Source organism: Streptomyces mexicanus, assembly GCF_902506575.1.
Classification (GTDB): domain Bacteria; phylum Actinomycetota; class Actinomycetes; order Streptomycetales; family Streptomycetaceae; genus Streptomyces; species Streptomyces mexicanus.
Genome location: NZ_LR732544.1, coordinates 6,016,434 through 6,031,067, shown reverse-complemented (window position 1 = coordinate 6,031,067; position 14,634 = coordinate 6,016,434). Strand labels below are relative to the sequence as shown.

Genomic DNA, 14,634 nt, shown 5'->3' with positions numbered 1-14,634 from the left:
CGGGGCCCCGCGCGCCGCCGGCCCGCCCCCCCCCCCCCGCACTCCTCGCTGTGGCCCGCGGTCACGAAGCCGCCCGGCCCGAGCCCGCCACCCCCCGCCCCCGCCCGGGGACCCGGCGCAGCCCCACCGGCGGCCGCATCCACCGCCAAGAACCCCTCACCTTCACCTTCGACGGCAAGCAATACCAGGGCTACCGAGGCGACACCCTCGCCTCCGCTCTCCTCGCCAACGGCGTCATCCAGGCCGGCACCAGCATCAAGCTCGGCCGCCCCCGCGGCATCTTCTCCGCCGGTGTCGAGGAACCCAACGCCGTCGTCCAGATCGAGGCCCCTTTCCCCGAGCCCATGCTGCCCGCCCCCGCCGTCGAGCTCTACGACGGCCTGGTCGCGAGCAGCCTCCCCGGCCAGGGCCGCCTCGCCACGGAACCCGACCCCGCCCGCTACGACGCCCTGCACGCCCACTGCGACCTGCTGGTCGTCGGCGCGGGCCCGGCCGGACTGGCCGCGGCGGCCGCCGCGGCGGACAGCGGCGCCCGCGTCATCCTCGCCGACGACCAGCCGGAGGCGGGCGGCAGCCTGCTCGGCACCGGCGAGCACCTCGACTGGGTGGCCGAGACCCGGGCCCGGCTCGACCGGGACCCCGAGGTGCGCGTCCTGCGCCGCACCACCGTCTTCGGCTACTACGACGACAACCACCTCCTCGCCGTCGAGCGCCGCACCAACCATCTCGGGGCCGACGCCCCGCAGAACGTCGCCCGCGAGCGCGTGTGGCGCATCCGCGCCCGCCGCGTGGTGCTCGCGACCGGCGCCCACGAGCGCTCGCTGGCGTTCGGCGACAACGACCGCCCCGGCGTGATGCTGGCCTCCTCGGCACGCACGTACCTGCACCGCTACGCCGTCGTCCCCGGCCGGCACGCGGTCGTGTTCACCACCAACGACAGCGCCTACCCCGCCGCCCTGGACCTGGCCGCCGCCGGCGTGGGCATCGCGGCCATCGTGGACACCCGGCCCGAGCCGGGGGAGTGGGCCGAGCGGGCCCGGGCCGCCGGGATCCAGGTGCTCGCCGGACACGCCGTCACCGGCACGGAGGGCAACGAGCGCCTGACCGCCGTGACGGTCGCCCCGTTCGGCGAGAGCGCCGGGCAGCACCAGTTCGCCGTCGACCTGCTGCTGGTCTCCGGCGGCTGGAACCCGGTCGCGCACCTGTTCAGCCAGTCCGGCGGCACGCTCCGCCACGACGACACCCTCGGCACGTTCGTGCCCGACAGCGGCCGTCAGGCCGTCGAGGTCGCGGGCAGCGCCAACGGCGCCTTCGACCTCGCCACGGCCCTCGCCCAGGGTGCGGCGGCGGGCGCCCGGGCCGTCGAGGCGCAGGGCTACACCGCCCGCACGCCCGTCCTGCCGGCGGTCACGGCCCGGCCGTACACCCCGCCCATGCAGGTCTTCACCGTGCCCGGCGCCTCGGGCGCCCCCCGGTTCGTCGACCTCCAGCGCGATGTCACCGTCGACGACCTGGCGCGCGCCACCGGGGCGGGCCTGCGCTCGGTGGAGCACACCAAGCGTTACACCACCGCCGGCACCGGCGGCGACCAGGGCCGCACGGCCGGCGTCCTGGCCCGCGGCGTGGTCGCCGAACTCCCCGGCGTGGACGTCTCGGCGCTCGGCCTGCCCACCTTCCGGCCGCCCTACCCCCCGGTCTCCTTCGCCGCCCTGGCCGGCCGTCACCGCGGAGTCCTCAGCGACCCGATCCGCACGACCGCCCTGCACGAGTGGCACGTCGAGCACGGTGCGCTGTTCGAGAACGTCGGCCAGTGGAAGCGGCCCTGGTACTACCCGCGGGACGGCGAGGACATGCAGAGCGCCGTGCTGCGCGAGTGCCGCGCCGCCCGCGAGAACGTGGCGTTCATGGACGCCTCCACCCTCGGCAAGATCGACGTGCAGGGCCCGGACGCGGGCGTCTTCCTCGACCGGCTCTACACCAACATGATGAGCACCCTGAAGGTCGGCATGATCCGCTACGGCGTGATGTGCCGCCTGGACGGCATGGTCTTCGACGACGGCACCGTCATCCGGCTCGCCCCGGACCGCTTCCTGGTCACCACCACGACCGGCAACGCGGCCACCGTCCTGGACTGGATGGAGGAATGGCTGCAGACCGAGTGGCCCGAGCTGAAGGTGCACTGCACCTCGGTGACCGAGCAGTGGGCGACCGTCGCCCTGGTCGGCCCGAAGTCCCGCGAGGTCCTCGGCTCCCTCGCACCCGGCCTGGCCGTCGCCAACGACGCCTTCCCGTTCATGGCGTGGCGGGAGGCCACCGTCGCGGGCATCGAGGCGCGGGTGTGCCGCATCTCCTTCTCCGGTGAACTCGCCTACGAGATCAACGTGTCGCCGTGGGAGGCCGTCGCCCTGTGGGAGGCGCTGTACGAGGCCGGCGCCCCGTACGGCATCACCCCGTACGGCACGGAGACCATGCACGTGCTGCGCGCCGAGAAGGGCTATCCGATCGTCGGCCAGGACACCGACGGCACGGTCACCCCGCAGGACCTCGGCATGAGCTGGGTGGTGTCGAAGAAGAAGCGCGACTTCATCGGCAAGCGCTCCTACGCCCGCGCCGACACCCTCCGCCCCGACCGCAAGCACCTGGTCGCCCTGCTCCCCGAGGATCCGGCCCTGTTCCTGCCCGAGGGCACGCACCTGGTGGCCGACAGCGAACTGCCCGCCCCGCCCGTGCCGATGCTCGGGCACGTCACCTCCAGCTACCGCAGCGCGGCACTGGGCCGGACCTTCGCGCTCGCCCTGATCAAGGGCGGCCGGGAGCGCATCGGCGAACGCCTCTACGCCCCCGTCGGCGACCGGCTGGTCCCGGTGACCGTCGCCAGTCCCGTCCTCTACGACCCCGAGGGAGCCCGCCGCGATGGCTGACACCGCCCGGACCGCACGGCAGCGCAGCCCCCTGGCGCACGCCGCCCACCGGCTCGCCGCCGCGACCCGCGCCTCCAAGGGCGCGATCCGCCTGGCCGAACTGCCCCTGCTGGCCCAGGTGAACGTCCGGCTCGACGCCAAGAGCCCGGCGGCGGACGCCGTCGGACTCGCCCTGGGACTCCAGCTGCCCCTGGAACCCAACACCGTGGTGCACGCCGGGGAGGTCACCGTGGTGTGGCTCGGCCCCGACGAATGGCTGGTGGTGGGCCGCCCCGGCACCCAGCGCGCGCTGGAGGAGCGGATCCGCGCGGCCGCCGGGGACGAACACGTCTCCGTCACGGACGTCTCCGCCCAGCGCACCACCCTGCTCGTCGGCGGGCCCCGCGCCCGCGACCTGCTCGCCCACGGCTGCTCGCTGGACCTGCACCCGCGTGCCTTCGGGCCCGGTCGCAGCGCCCAGACGATGCTGGCCCGCGCCCATGTGGTGCTGGTGGCCCGTGAGGAGCCCCGGGCGGGTTTCTGGGTCCTGGTGCGCTCCTCCTTCGCCGGCTATCTGACGGACTGGCTGCTGGACGCGGCCGTCGAATACCGGTGACCGCGGCGCCGGGACCGACCTGACACCGCGGTGCCGGGCCGCCTCCCGCGGTCGGCCCGGCACCGCCGCGCCTGCGGGGGCGGCCGCACACGGCCGCCCTCTCTCGCGGGGCGGGCTCAGCCCGCGTACCCCATCCGGTGGCTGATCTCCTGTGCTCCCTTGACCAGCAGCGGGGCCAGCTCGTGCATGCGCTCCTGGGTGAAGCGGTACCCCGGGCCGGAGGCGCTGATCGCGGCGATGACCTCGCCGTGGTGCGAGCGGACCGGGGCCGCCATGGCATGCAGACCGATCTCCAGCTCCTCCAGCGTCACCGCGTAGCCGCGCTCGCGTGCCTCGGTGAGGTCCTTCTCCAGCTTCGCCCGGGCGGTCAGGGTGTGCGGCGTCAGCTTCTGCAGCCCGGAGGCGGTGAGCACCGCGTCCCGCTCCTTCGCCGGCAGGTGTGCGAGCAGGATCTTCCCGCTGGACGTGGCGTGCACCGGGGTGAGCTGCCCGACCCAGTTGTGGGTGCCGACGGCGCCGGGGCCGCGCACCTGGTAGAGGTTGACGGCGTAGTGCTCCTGCAGCACGGCGATGTTGACGGTCTCGCCGATCTCCTCGCTGAGCCGCTCGCACACCTCCCGGCCCTGCTGGGTGATGTCGAGCCTGCCGGTGACCGCGCCGGCCAGGCGCACGATGCCGAAGCCGAGCCGGTACTTGCCGCGCTCGGCCGCCTGCTCGACCAGCCCGCGTGCCTCCAGCGCCCCGAGCAGCCGGAACGCGGTCGACTTGTGGACGTCGATCTCGGCGGCGACCTCGCTGACGCCCGCCTCCCCGCGCTGGGCGAGGATCTCCAGAACGCTGACGGCCCGGTCGACGGACTGCACCCCGTTCACCGCGGGAGCTGTTGTTTCGCCATCTGCGGTGTAGTTGCTCATAGCGCAACTATACGCAGCGGCGGCCCGGAGATCCGCTGCTTGCGGAGGAAGCCTTCCGCGGCCCGTGCGGGGGCGTTGCTGGGGCTGCGCAGAGGGAGGTTATACGACGGCTCCCCGCGTGGGGAGTCGTCGCCGGTCGTTTCGGGTACGTGGGGGCGCCGACGGCGCTGTTCTCGGGGGCCTGGGGGAGCGTCAGCGGAAGACGACCGTGCAGTTGCCGTTGACCAGCACCCGGCTCTCGCTGTGCCACTCGACGGCGCGCGCGAGGACCCGGGCCTCCACGTCCCGGCCCAAGGTGACCAGTTCGTCCGGGGTGTGGGAGTGGCTCACGCGGACCACGTCCTGCTCGATGATCGGGCCCTCGTCCAGATCGGAGGTCACATAGTGCGCGGTCGCCCCGACGAGCTTGACACCGCGCTGGTGCGCCTGGACGTAGGGCCGGGCGCCCTTGAAGCTCGGCAGGAAGGAGTGGTGGATGTTGATGGCCCGCCCCTCCAGCTGCTTGCACAGGTCGTCGGAGAGGATCTGCATGTAACGGGCGAGCACCACCAGATCGATGCCGAGTTCGTCGACCAGTTCCAGCAGCCGGGTCTCCGCCTCGACCTTGGTCTCCTTGGTCACCGGGACGTGGTGGAAGGGTATGCCGTAGGTGCGGGCCAGCGGCTCGAAGTCGCGGTGGTTGGAGACGATCGCCGGGATCTCGATGTTGAGGGCGCCGGTCGACTGGCGGAAGAGCAGGTCGTTCAGGCAGTGGCCGAACTTCGACACCATGATCAGGGTGCGGGTCGGCGTCGAGGCGTCGTGCAGCTGCCAGGTGATCCGGTACGCCTCGGCGACCGGGCCGAAGCCGAGGCGCAGTTGCTCCAGGGAGACACCGGGATGCGAGACGTCGAAGTGCACCCGCATGAAGAAGCGGTCCTGGAGGCGGTCGTCGAACTGCTGGCTCTCCAGGATGTTGCCGGAGTGCCGTACCAGGTAGCCGGTCACGGCGTGGACGAGGCCGGCGCGGTCGGGGCACGAGAGGGTGAGGACGAACTCGCGGCCGGGCTGCGGGCGAGGTGACATGGCATCTCCGTGGGTGCGTACTACGCAACGATGAGAGTGATACGCAACATCGTCCCCGGGGTGCGGTGAGCTGGTCAAGGGTCTGTTCCGGATGCGGCGTCAGGATCTTCTCTAGGTCACCAGGTGAGCCGGCTTCGGCCACGACGTGCCCCACCCGCTCGGCCCTCGCGACGAGGCGGTGCCGTACGACGCGCTGGAACCAGGGACGCCACTCGGTGTCGTTGACGGTGGAGGGGTGGTCGATCCAACACCGGCTCGCCGGGGTAGGCGGAAGCGGCCGTGGTCGTTGCCCGAACAGCATCCGCTTGCCCTGTGCGGTTGCAGCCGCGTCCCAGCCCTGTCGGCCGGCGCGGGTGGTCTCCTGCCCGGTCGGGTGACGCCCCTCGGAGCAGCGTCGATCCCCGGCGATCGAGGCCGAACCGGCACCGTCAGCTGCGATCGTTCGACCCGGCGAGAGAGGCGAGGAGAGCGAGTTTGTCCGCGCTGTCGCTGCCCGCTTCGGCGTAGTAGAGCACAAGGAGGAGCCCGTCGACGGGGAGTTTGTCCCGATGCAGCCGGAGTTCGCCGACGATCGGGTGCAGCACGGTCGTCGTCCCGCCTTCGAGCCTGCGTACGTCGTGACGCGCCCAGAGTTCTCGGAAGCGTCCGCTGGCCAGCGACAACTCGCCGACGAGTGCTACGAAGCGGGGGTCGTCGGTGTGGGCCCCGGCCTGCTCGCGGAACGCGGCGATGATTCCGGCTGCCGAGGTGGCCCAGTCTTTCTGGAACGCTTGCTCCTCGGGGTCCAGCAGGAGTGAGCGCAGCCGGTTCTGCCCTGGCCGCAGTCGCGGCGAGAGAGCGGTCGCGAGCTCGTTGGCCGCGAGGACGTCGAAGGTGCGCCCCTCGACGAACGCCGGCACGTCGACTGCGGCCAGGAGGTGATGCAGCCGTGCGGGGACCCGTTCCGGCGGCGTGCGCCGCGCGCGCGTCCGGTTCCGCGTCGGCGGTGCGGCGAGTTCGAACAGGTAGCCACGTTCGGTCTCGTCGAGTCGCAGCACCCGCGCCAGCGCGTCGAGCACCTGGGGTGAGGGATGGGTGTCCCGGCCGCGTTCGAGGCGCAGGTAGTAGTCGGCGCTGATGCCGGCCAGCATCGCGACCTCCTCGCGACGCAGGCCGGGCACACGGCGGATGCCTCCTGCCGGGATGCCCGCCTGCTCCGGAGAGACCAGGCCGCGCCGTGCCTTCAAGTAGGCGCCGAGCCGGTTCGTCTTCGCACTTTCGGGCATCTGTGAATGCTAGCCCTGCGTGCGGCCCGGCAGCGTGGCGAGGGCCTGCGAGCGCTGCGCCACGAGCGCATCGTAGGTGCCGTCGCGCTCGGCCCATCGATGCATGAGCACCGCCTGCACGAGGATCTCGTGCGGCGTGGGGTCTTGCGCGAGCAGCTCCATGACCTCTTCGCCGTAGGCATCGAGGGCGAGCGCATGCGGGTTGCTGCCCCCGATGCGGGTCGCGACCGCCGGCGGCACCAGTTCGGCGACCTCGATGCCGGTGCCCGCGAGCTGGGCGCGCAGCGCCTCGCTGTAGGCGTGCACCGCCGCTTTCGACGCGCCGTACGTCGGCATCAGCGGGAAGGGGAGGAAGCCGATACCGGAGCTGACCGTGACGATCGTGCCGGCGCCGCGAGCGAGCAGATGCGGGGTGAAGGCGTCGATGACGCGGATGGTGCCGAGCAGATTGACCTCGACGATGGTCTGGGCAAGGGCGAAATGTGCCGTGTCCCACAGGTCTTCCGGCCCTCCGGTCCCCGACATGGTGACGACGGTGTCGAGATCGGGATGCGCCTTCAGCACGTTGTCGCGGGCTCGAGCCACCGAATCGGCGTCGGTGACGTCGATCTCGACTGCGCCGAGCCCCTCCGCGGTGAGCTGCGCCAGTACCTCGGTGTTGCGGCCACCGACGACCACAGTGCTGCCTGCCGCCCGGAACCGGTGCGCCAGCTCCAGGCCGATGCCCGAAGTGCCACCGACCATGAAGACGGTACGAGAGGTGATGTCCATGCCTGTGACGCTAGAACGACCGTGCGCTGTCAGGGGAGGCCCTGCCAGGACCCCGGCACGCGGTTCCCCCTGGTGAAACACCGTCCTTGCGGTATCGGTCGGGACGTCTTCTCGGTCTTCCCGGTCGCAGGTCCTTCTCCTACCGGTGTCCGGACGGTCGCCGCCTCCTTCTCCCGTCGGTGCCTGGACGGTCGCCGCGCGCGTTCCGGAGGCGTGCTCCTCGGTCCGGCGTCCGATCGGACGGCGGTGAGACGGCAGGCGCACGCCGCTTCGGGCGGTGTCGCCTCGGGGCTTGCCTTCGTCGTCGGACGGTCGGCCTCGTGAGCCTTTTGTACGAGCCGCATGCATGTCGAGACGATCACCCGACCTTCCTTAAGGTCGATCCATGATGAACGACGACGAGGGTGTACAGAGCATGGTGCTGGGAGACGTCGAGGTCGTCCGGATTCTCGAGTGGCACGAGCCGTTCCTGCCCACCTCCAGCATGTTCCCGACAGCTGCCGCCGATGTGTGGAAGGACAACGAGCACTGGCTGGCACCGGACCACTGGGAGCCGGACGGCGACTTGGCGGTGCTTGCTCTGCAGAGCTGGGTGCTGCGCAGCGCAGGCGGGACCGTGCTGGTCGACACCGGAGCGGGGAACGGCCGCGAGCGACCGGGTATGGGGCCGTTCCACCACGCTCGGAGTGACTTCCTCGGCCTCCTGGCGAGGGCCGGTGTCCGCCCGCAGGATGTCGACGTCGTCGTCAACACCCACCTCCACGTCGACCACGTCGGCTGGAACACCGTCGACGCGGACGGGCAGTGGATACCGGCGTTCCCCAACGCCCAGTACCTGATTCCGGCCGCCGACGACTTCCACTTCGGTCCGGACAACGCGTACGGGGGCGGTGCGCAGGAGGTCGACCGCCTGATCCACGAAGACAGCATCGCGCCCGTCCACCAGGCTGGACAGGCCGTGCTGTGGGACGGTCACCACCGCATCGACGAACACCTCGTCCTGGAGTCCGCCCCCGGTCACACTCCCGGCTCATCCGTGCTGCGGCTCGCGTCCGGCAGCGACCGGGCGGTCTTCGTCGGAGATCTGCTGCACAGCCCGGTGCAGATCCTGCACCCCTGCTGCAACAGCAGCGCCTGCCTGGCACCGGAACAAGCGGTGGCCAGCCGCCGCCGGATTCTGGGGCGGGCCGCTGACGAACGGGAGTTGGTCTTCCCCGCGCACTTCGGTGGCGCGGGGGCAGTGGAAGTACGACGGGACGGTGACAGGTTCGCCCTCGGCCCATGGGCAGCAGTCGACCGGAAGAAGAGCACAGACGCCGCAGAGTGAGCCGTCACCACACCGGCTCGTCGCAGCCGGGCGGCAGGCGGATCCTGCACCCCAGCCTCCCGCGTCCGGCGCCGGTGACGGATGGCACCGGCTTTGACCGCCCTCGCCGAAGGACACGACCTCGGTGCCGCGCCGGTCGTCGCCGACTGGCTGCGCCACGCGGACGAGGCCCGCGCCCCCGCCGCTGCCGCCCCGCCTCCGGCCCGGCCGGGGTGACCGCCCTGGTGCGGGCGAACGTCGCCGCACAACTGCAGAACCTGGCCACCCACCCGTCGGTGACCCGGGCCCTGGCCGAGGGGGCGCTGGCGCTGCACGGCTGGGTCTTCGACATCGGGGCCGGCACGGTCGAGACGATCGACCACGCCGTCGCCGCCGCCTGACCTCCCGACTCCTTTTCGTCCACAGCCCCGATCACCGCCTCCCGCGCCGGACCGCGGCCGGCGGCCCGGCACCTCTCAACGCCGAGCGCGCCCGCCCCGCGGCGCGGCGAGTGCGTCGGCCACCTCGTCGAACGTTCTCGACCCCTCGCGGCGTGGTCCGTCAGCCCCCGGGCGTCAGCGAGCGGCATGTGCAGATCGACGATCCGCTGATCGGAGCGGTACTGCCTAGGCCGGCCGGGTCGTCCGGGTGGAAGTGGTGTCCAGTCCGGTGAGGTAGGCGGTGAGGACGCGGTGCAGGCGGGGTTCGACCTCGACGACGGCATGGCTGAGCCGGGGGTCATTCCGGTAGAGCTCCAGCAGGCGTGGGCCCGGGGTGGCCATCTGCCACAGCGCACCGGCCAGGCTCGTCGCCGTGGCGACCAGGTCGACCGTCTGCAACTCGGTCAGTGCCAGCAGTCGGCGCAGCTCCGCGCCGATCAGCTCGATCTCCTCGAGCGTGACGAGTTTGAACGCGCGCACCGAGTCGACCGACACGTTGCGTTCGAGGTTCAGGGGTGCCTGTGCCAGCAGATCGCAGAACATCGGTCGTGCCGCCAGAGTGGAGGCCATGATCCCGGCGACCTCCCCGGCGGTGGCGTGCGCTCTGCGTGCCAGGTCGGCGCGCACGTCGGCCGACCACTCCCGCCAGCCTTCCGCGGTGAGTCTGAGGAAGATCTGCTCCCTGGTCTCGAAGTAGCGCAGCAGAGCCGACTTGTGCATCCCCACGGCCTCGGCGATGTCGGTGAGGGTGACGTTGCGGACCCCGCGGCTGCGGCCGAGCGCGCGGGCCGCGTCCAGGATCGCTTCTTCCCGTGCCTGCTTGGCCTGGGCACTGCGTGCGCGCTGGAAGGCAGGCGTAGTCATGCGGCACATCATAGGAAAGCTTTAACAAAACAGCGTTGCGTAAATAAGAGAACGGTGTTGCACTAAGGGTATGAGTCAACAGGTCTGGTTCATCACCGGTTCGTCGCGCGGACTCGGCCGCGCCCTGGTCACCGCTGCCCTCGAGGCGGGAGATCGCGTCGTGGCCACCGCCCGCCGCCCCGAGGCTCTGGCCGAGGCGGTCGGCACCTACGGCGACCGCATTCATCCCCTCGCACTGGACGTCACGCGCCCGGAGGCGGCACGTGAGGCCGTCGAGGCGGCGCTCGCACGCTACGGCCGTATCGACGTGCTCGTGAACAACGCGGGATACGCGAACGTGGCACCCATCGAGACCGCGGACGAGGACGACTTCCGCGCCCAGTTCGAGACGAACTTCTGGGGCGTCTATCACGTCACCAAGGCCGCGCTGCCCACCCTGCGACGCCAAGGGGCCGGCACCGTCGTGCAGATCTCCTCGATCGGCGGGCGCGTCGGCGGATCTCCGGGCATCGCCTCCTACCAGGCGGCCAAGTTCGCCGTCGACGGCTTCAGTCGTGTCCTCGCCGCGGAGACCGCACCGTTCGGCGTGCAGGTCATGGTTGTCGAGCCGAGCGGCTTCGCCACCGACTGGGCCGGTTCCTCCATGACGGTCCACCCGATTCCCGCCGCCTACGACGAGACGGTCGGGGCGATGAACCGGCGGGTGCGACAGAGCCCGGAGGGACCGGCCGGTGACCCCCAGCGCGCCGCGGAGATCATCGTGCGGACCGTCCGGCGCGGGCGGGTCCCGAGTCATCTCCTGCTGGGTGTGAACGCGGCGACCATGGCCCTGGAGCATTCCCGCCGCCAGCTCGCCGAGGCGACCGCCTGGGAGAAGGTCAGCCGGTCGGCCGACTTCGGTGAGCCCTACCCCGTGGAGCTCCCGCCCGAGGACACCGCCCGTTAGGGCGACGTTCACAATCCGTGGACCGGCTGGGCAGGACGTATCTCTGTCGTGATCGACTCTGTGGTTGACGGCGACGGCGTCACCACTGGCGGTGCGTCGCTGTTGGACGAGATCGTCCCCGGTGGGAGCGCGGCGGCGGCTCCGCCGCCAGCCGGACCACGTTCAGCTCTATTTCCCTGGCCCCGGTTCCCCGCTCCACCAGTGATCAGTGATGTCCGGTTTCGTGTCGCTGGTGCCACAGGACCGGAATAATCCAGGGGCGTGGGCGCCGTGGGCACGGATACCATCCGCAGCCGCACTTCCACCGCTCACCGATCAAGGAAACGACCGATGCCGAGCCGTCCGCCCGTAGCGATCACAGAGTTCTCCGTCTCCGACCGTGGGGCCGGACCCTACGGGATCACTGCCGGACCAGACGGTGCACTGTGGTTCACCATGGTCCACCACGGACGGATCGGTCGCATCACGCCCGACGGCGACGTCGCCTCCTACCAGCTCGAACCGGCTTCCGGCGGGCCGTCGATCATCACAGCGGGGCCGGACGACGCGCTGTGGTTCACCGAGTTCCGCAGCCACCGGATCGGCCGGATCACCACCACCGGAAGCATCACGTCGTTCCCGCTCCCGACGCCGGATGCCGGGCCGTTCGGCATCGCCGCGGGCCCGGATGACGCACTGTGGTTCACCGAGGCCAACGCCGACCGCGTCGGCCGCGTCACGCCCGAGGGGCAGGTCACCGAGTTTCCTCTCCCGCTTTCGGGCGCCTTCCCGTCAGCCATCGCCGCCGGCCCGGACGGCCGGCTGTGGTTCACGATGAACCGGGCGAACGCGATCGGCGCCATCGCAGGCGACGGTGACGTCACCGTTCACCCATTGCCTACACCGGCCGGCGCCCCGGTCGGCATCACGGCCGGCGCCGACGGCGCCATGTGGTTCGTCGAGATCGGCGCAGGTCAGGTGGGGCGGATCACACCGGACGGGAAGCTCGACGAATTCGCCCTGCCCGACCGTACGTCACGCCCGCACGCCATCGCCGCCGACGCCGACGGAAACTGCTGGTTCACCGAATGGGGAGCCAACCGCGTCGGCCGCATCACCCCCGACGGCCATATCGACGTTCACGACCTTCCCAGCCCGGCCTCGGAACCCCACGGCATAGCGCAGGGGCCGGACGGCGCGATGTGGACCGCTCTGGAGATCGGAACGATCGCACGCCTGACCGCACCCTGAGACGGAATCCCGGCAGGGACGGCGCATGCGGAACCCAGAGTTCATGCCGACCGGTAACGGGCCTTACCTCTCGTCCTCCGCGTACCGCTTCGATTCCGGCAGCCTGTGAACGTACCCACCCATCCCGGTACGGTCCTCGGAACTCGTGCCCGACCGGCGGGCAACGGGGCCAACGCAGCTGCCGCAGCTCCGTCAGTGGGACGCCCCGCGCCCGCTCCAGCGCGGCAGCGGGCGGGTGCAGCGGCACCGAGCCGCAGACACCCGCGTCGCTCAGGACCGGGCCCGGCGGCGATGACGGGCGGCGACGGCCCCCAGGACCACGCCGACAGCGATGACGAGCAGCCCGCGTGCCCAGACCTCGGCCTCGATCTGCGTGGCGAGCGCCACGCAGGAGGCCGCTCCCAGGAGGGGGACGGCGGTGTACGCCCGGAAGTGCGGACGGTCGGAGCGGTCGCGCCGTTGGACGAGCACGGCGGTGTTGACGATGAAGAACACCACGAGGAGCAGCAGCACGAGGGTGGAGGCGAGACTCGCCACGTCACCGGTGAGCGCCAGCAGGAAGGACAGCGTGGTCGTCGTCGCGATCGAGGCCCACGGGGTGCGGCGGCCCGGGAGCACACGGGTCAGGAAGCGGGGGAGGAGGCCGTCGCGCGCCATGCCGTAGGCCAGGCGGGAACTCATGATGCCGGTGAGCAGCGCTCCGTTGGCCACGGCGACGAGTGCGATGGCGCCGAACACCTTCGGCGGTACCCCGCCCGCCTCCTTGACCACCTCCAGCAGCGGACCGCTGGAGCGGGCCAGCGTCGCGGTCGGGACGGCGGCCGAGGCGACGACACCGACCAGGACGTACACGACTCCCGCCGTCACCAGTGCGCCGAAGAGGGCGCGCGGGTAGGAGCGGCGCGGGTCGCGGGTCTCCTCGGCGACGTTGACGGAGGTCTCGAAGCCGACGAAGGAGTAGTACGCGAGCACCGTTCCACCCAGCACACCGGCGGCGGCGCCGTTGTGGGCAGTGCCGAGGTGCACGAGCCTGCCGGGATCGCCGTCGCCGCGCAGGAACAGCCAGACCCCGAGTCCGACGACGAGCAGGAGACCGCCGACCTCGACGACCGTCGCCGCCACGTTCGCGCGGGTGGACTCGCTGATACCTCGGGCGTTCAGCAGGGCCAGGGCGCACAGGAAGACGGCCGCCACCAGCACGACCGGAAGGCTGACGAAGACGGCGAGGTAGTCACCGGCGAAACCCCGTGCCAGCGCGGCGACGGAGACGATGCCCGCGGCGAGCATGCAGAAGCCTGCGAGGAAGCCGGTGAACGGCCCGTAGGCGAGAGCCGCGTAGTGGGAGGCGCCGCCCGCCCTCGGATACTTCGTGGCGAGTTCGGCGTACGAGGCGGCCGTCAGGAGCGACAAGAGCAGGGCCAGGAGCAGCGGCAGCCACACGGCGCCGCCCGACTCCGAGGCGATCTGGCCGACCAGGACGTAGACCCCGGCGCCCAGCACGTCGCCGAGGATGAAGAAGTACAGCAGGGGGGTCGTCAGCGCCTTCTTGAGGGTGGGCGACCCGTTCTGCGGCGAGCCGTCCGTCGCAGCTGTGGAAGGCGTGGAAGGAGTGGTAGGAGGTGTCACCACACCCGCTTACCCCCTGGAGCCGGATGGCAGACGGGAACCGGGCCGACCGGTTCTGTCACCGCTCGAACGCGAACATGTCCGCGATGTCCCACGTGACCGGGCTGCCGCGACCAGTTCGAATCCCACAGGCTCGACGTGAGAACGGTCTCCGAGTGGCAACACCGGTCGGGTGGCCATGCCGCGCGTCCGCTGAACTCAGGAATCGAGGACGGCAGCAACGGCCTCGATCTCGACCAGCTGGTTCTCGTATCCAAGGACGGTGACACCCAGCAACGTACTGGGGACATCATGATCACCGAACGCGTCCCGGACCACCTTCCAAGCGGTCACCAGGTCCTCGCGCCGGGCCGAGGCGACGAGGACGCGTGTGCTGATGACGTCCTGGAGTGTTGCACCGGCGTCGGCCAGAGCCGTCTCCATGTTCTCGACTGCTTTGGCAGCCTGGCCCGCGTAGTCCCCGATCGCTGCCGTGGAGCCGTCGTCGTTCAGCGGGCAGGCACCAGCGAGGAAGATCAGGCGGGAGTCGGCGGGTGCCGTGGCCGCGTAGGCATACTCGGCGACGTCGGAGAGCGAGGCGGAGCGGATCAGAGTGACGGTACGAGGCATGCCGGTCAGTCCTTTCGCGTCGAGGGTGGAGCGCGGGCATTTTGCCAATGCTCTGCCGGGTCCCGCCTCCCATTTCCTCTCC

12 protein-coding genes and 1 pseudogene are annotated in these 14,634 nt (G+C 71.3%); 6 read left to right on the top strand and 7 right to left on the bottom strand.

What is annotated here, in order from left to right; genetic code table 11:
* Positions 1–50 precede the first annotated feature (50 nt).
* Positions 51–2,921: a 2Fe-2S iron-sulfur cluster-binding protein gene (locus GV126_RS26965; RefSeq protein WP_268977448.1), complete on the top strand. Its 2,871-nt coding sequence runs from the start codon at positions 51–53 to the stop codon at positions 2,919–2,921.
* Positions 2,914–3,516: a sarcosine oxidase subunit gamma gene (locus tag GV126_RS26960; protein ID WP_159671661.1), complete on the top strand. Its 603-nt coding sequence runs from the start codon at positions 2,914–2,916 to the stop codon at positions 3,514–3,516. The genes GV126_RS26965 and GV126_RS26960 overlap by 8 nt, the downstream gene beginning before the upstream one ends.
* A gap of 116 nt (positions 3,517–3,632) precedes the next feature.
* On the opposite strand, the gene GV126_RS26955 is transcribed toward GV126_RS26960, so the two are convergent.
* From GV126_RS26955 to GV126_RS26940, 4 genes are all read right to left on the bottom strand, one after another.
* A complete protein-coding gene (locus tag GV126_RS26955; RefSeq protein ID WP_159671659.1) occupies positions 3,633–4,430 on the bottom strand; it encodes an IclR family transcriptional regulator in 798 nt (265 codons plus the stop codon).
* A 192-nt stretch (positions 4,431–4,622) separates the two neighbouring features.
* Positions 4,623–5,495, bottom strand: coding sequence for a formyltetrahydrofolate deformylase (gene purU, locus GV126_RS26950; RefSeq protein WP_159671657.1), 873 nt, complete (start codon positions 5,493–5,495; stop codon positions 4,623–4,625).
* 428 nt (positions 5,496–5,923) lie between these two features.
* A complete protein-coding gene (locus tag GV126_RS26945; RefSeq protein WP_159671655.1) occupies positions 5,924–6,760 on the bottom strand; it encodes a helix-turn-helix transcriptional regulator in 837 nt (278 codons plus the stop codon).
* Positions 6,761–6,769: 9 nt separating this feature from the next.
* The gene (locus tag GV126_RS26940; protein WP_159671653.1) at positions 6,770–7,531 is read right to left on the bottom strand and encodes an SDR family oxidoreductase; all 762 of its coding nucleotides are present in this window, start codon (positions 7,529–7,531) and stop codon (positions 6,770–6,772) included.
* 385 nt (positions 7,532–7,916) lie between these two features.
* On the opposite strand from GV126_RS26940, the gene GV126_RS26935 reads away from it, so the two are divergent.
* Together GV126_RS26935 and GV126_RS26930 are read left to right on the top strand one after the other, a co-directional pair.
* Positions 7,917–8,858, top strand: coding sequence for an MBL fold metallo-hydrolase (locus tag GV126_RS26935; RefSeq protein WP_159671651.1), 942 nt, complete (start codon positions 7,917–7,919; stop codon positions 8,856–8,858).
* A gap of 90 nt (positions 8,859–8,948) precedes the next feature.
* Positions 8,949–9,238, top strand: a pseudogene (locus GV126_RS26930) (carbonic anhydrase); the annotation flags it as partial.
* A 225-nt stretch (positions 9,239–9,463) separates the two neighbouring features.
* Here GV126_RS26930 and GV126_RS26925 read toward each other — a convergent pair.
* A complete protein-coding gene (locus GV126_RS26925) occupies positions 9,464–10,141 on the bottom strand; it encodes a TetR/AcrR family transcriptional regulator (protein ID WP_159671649.1) in 678 nt (225 codons plus the stop codon).
* 70 nt (positions 10,142–10,211) lie between these two features.
* Here GV126_RS26925 and GV126_RS26920 point away from each other — a divergent pair, with 70 nt between their 5' ends.
* Together GV126_RS26920 and GV126_RS26915 are read left to right on the top strand one after the other, a co-directional pair.
* The gene (locus GV126_RS26920) at positions 10,212–11,087 is read left to right on the top strand and encodes an SDR family NAD(P)-dependent oxidoreductase (protein ID WP_159671647.1); all 876 of its coding nucleotides are present in this window, start codon (positions 10,212–10,214) and stop codon (positions 11,085–11,087) included.
* Between the two features lie 330 nt (positions 11,088–11,417).
* A complete protein-coding gene (locus tag GV126_RS26915; protein WP_159671645.1) occupies positions 11,418–12,317 on the top strand; it encodes a Vgb family protein in 900 nt (299 codons plus the stop codon).
* A 270-nt stretch (positions 12,318–12,587) separates the two neighbouring features.
* On the opposite strand, the gene GV126_RS26910 is transcribed toward GV126_RS26915, so the two are convergent.
* Both GV126_RS26910 and GV126_RS26905 read right to left on the bottom strand, forming a co-directional pair.
* Positions 12,588–13,844, bottom strand: coding sequence for an APC family permease (locus GV126_RS26910; RefSeq protein WP_202035721.1), 1,257 nt, complete (start codon positions 13,842–13,844; stop codon positions 12,588–12,590).
* A 297-nt stretch (positions 13,845–14,141) separates the two neighbouring features.
* Entirely contained in the window at positions 14,142–14,552 is a 411-nt protein-coding gene (locus GV126_RS26905; protein WP_159671643.1) for a RidA family protein, read from the bottom strand.
* Positions 14,553–14,634 lie beyond the last annotated feature (82 nt).

Excerpts from the sequence above, each read along its gene's own strand:
- GV126_RS26960 (WP_159671661.1), top strand. The coding sequence starts at position 2,914 with ATGGCTGACACCGCCCGGACCGCACGGCAGCGCAGCCCCCTGGCGCAC.
- GV126_RS26955 (WP_159671659.1), bottom strand. The coding sequence starts at position 4,430 with ATGAGCAACTACACCGCAGATGGCGAAACAACAGCTCCCGCGGTGAAC.
- purU (WP_159671657.1), bottom strand. The coding sequence starts at position 5,495 with ATGTCACCTCGCCCGCAGCCCGGCCGCGAGTTCGTCCTCACCCTCTCG.
- GV126_RS26945 (WP_159671655.1), bottom strand. The coding sequence starts at position 6,760 with ATGCCCGAAAGTGCGAAGACGAACCGGCTCGGCGCCTACTTGAAGGCA.
- GV126_RS26940 (WP_159671653.1), bottom strand. The coding sequence starts at position 7,531 with ATGGACATCACCTCTCGTACCGTCTTCATGGTCGGTGGCACTTCGGGC.
- GV126_RS26935 (WP_159671651.1), top strand. The coding sequence starts at position 7,917 with ATGATGAACGACGACGAGGGTGTACAGAGCATGGTGCTGGGAGACGTC.
- GV126_RS26925 (WP_159671649.1), bottom strand. The coding sequence starts at position 10,141 with ATGACTACGCCTGCCTTCCAGCGCGCACGCAGTGCCCAGGCCAAGCAG.
- GV126_RS26920 (WP_159671647.1), top strand. The coding sequence starts at position 10,212 with ATGAGTCAACAGGTCTGGTTCATCACCGGTTCGTCGCGCGGACTCGGC.
- GV126_RS26915 (WP_159671645.1), top strand. The coding sequence starts at position 11,418 with ATGCCGAGCCGTCCGCCCGTAGCGATCACAGAGTTCTCCGTCTCCGAC.
- GV126_RS26905 (WP_159671643.1), bottom strand. The coding sequence starts at position 14,552 with ATGCCTCGTACCGTCACTCTGATCCGCTCCGCCTCGCTCTCCGACGTC.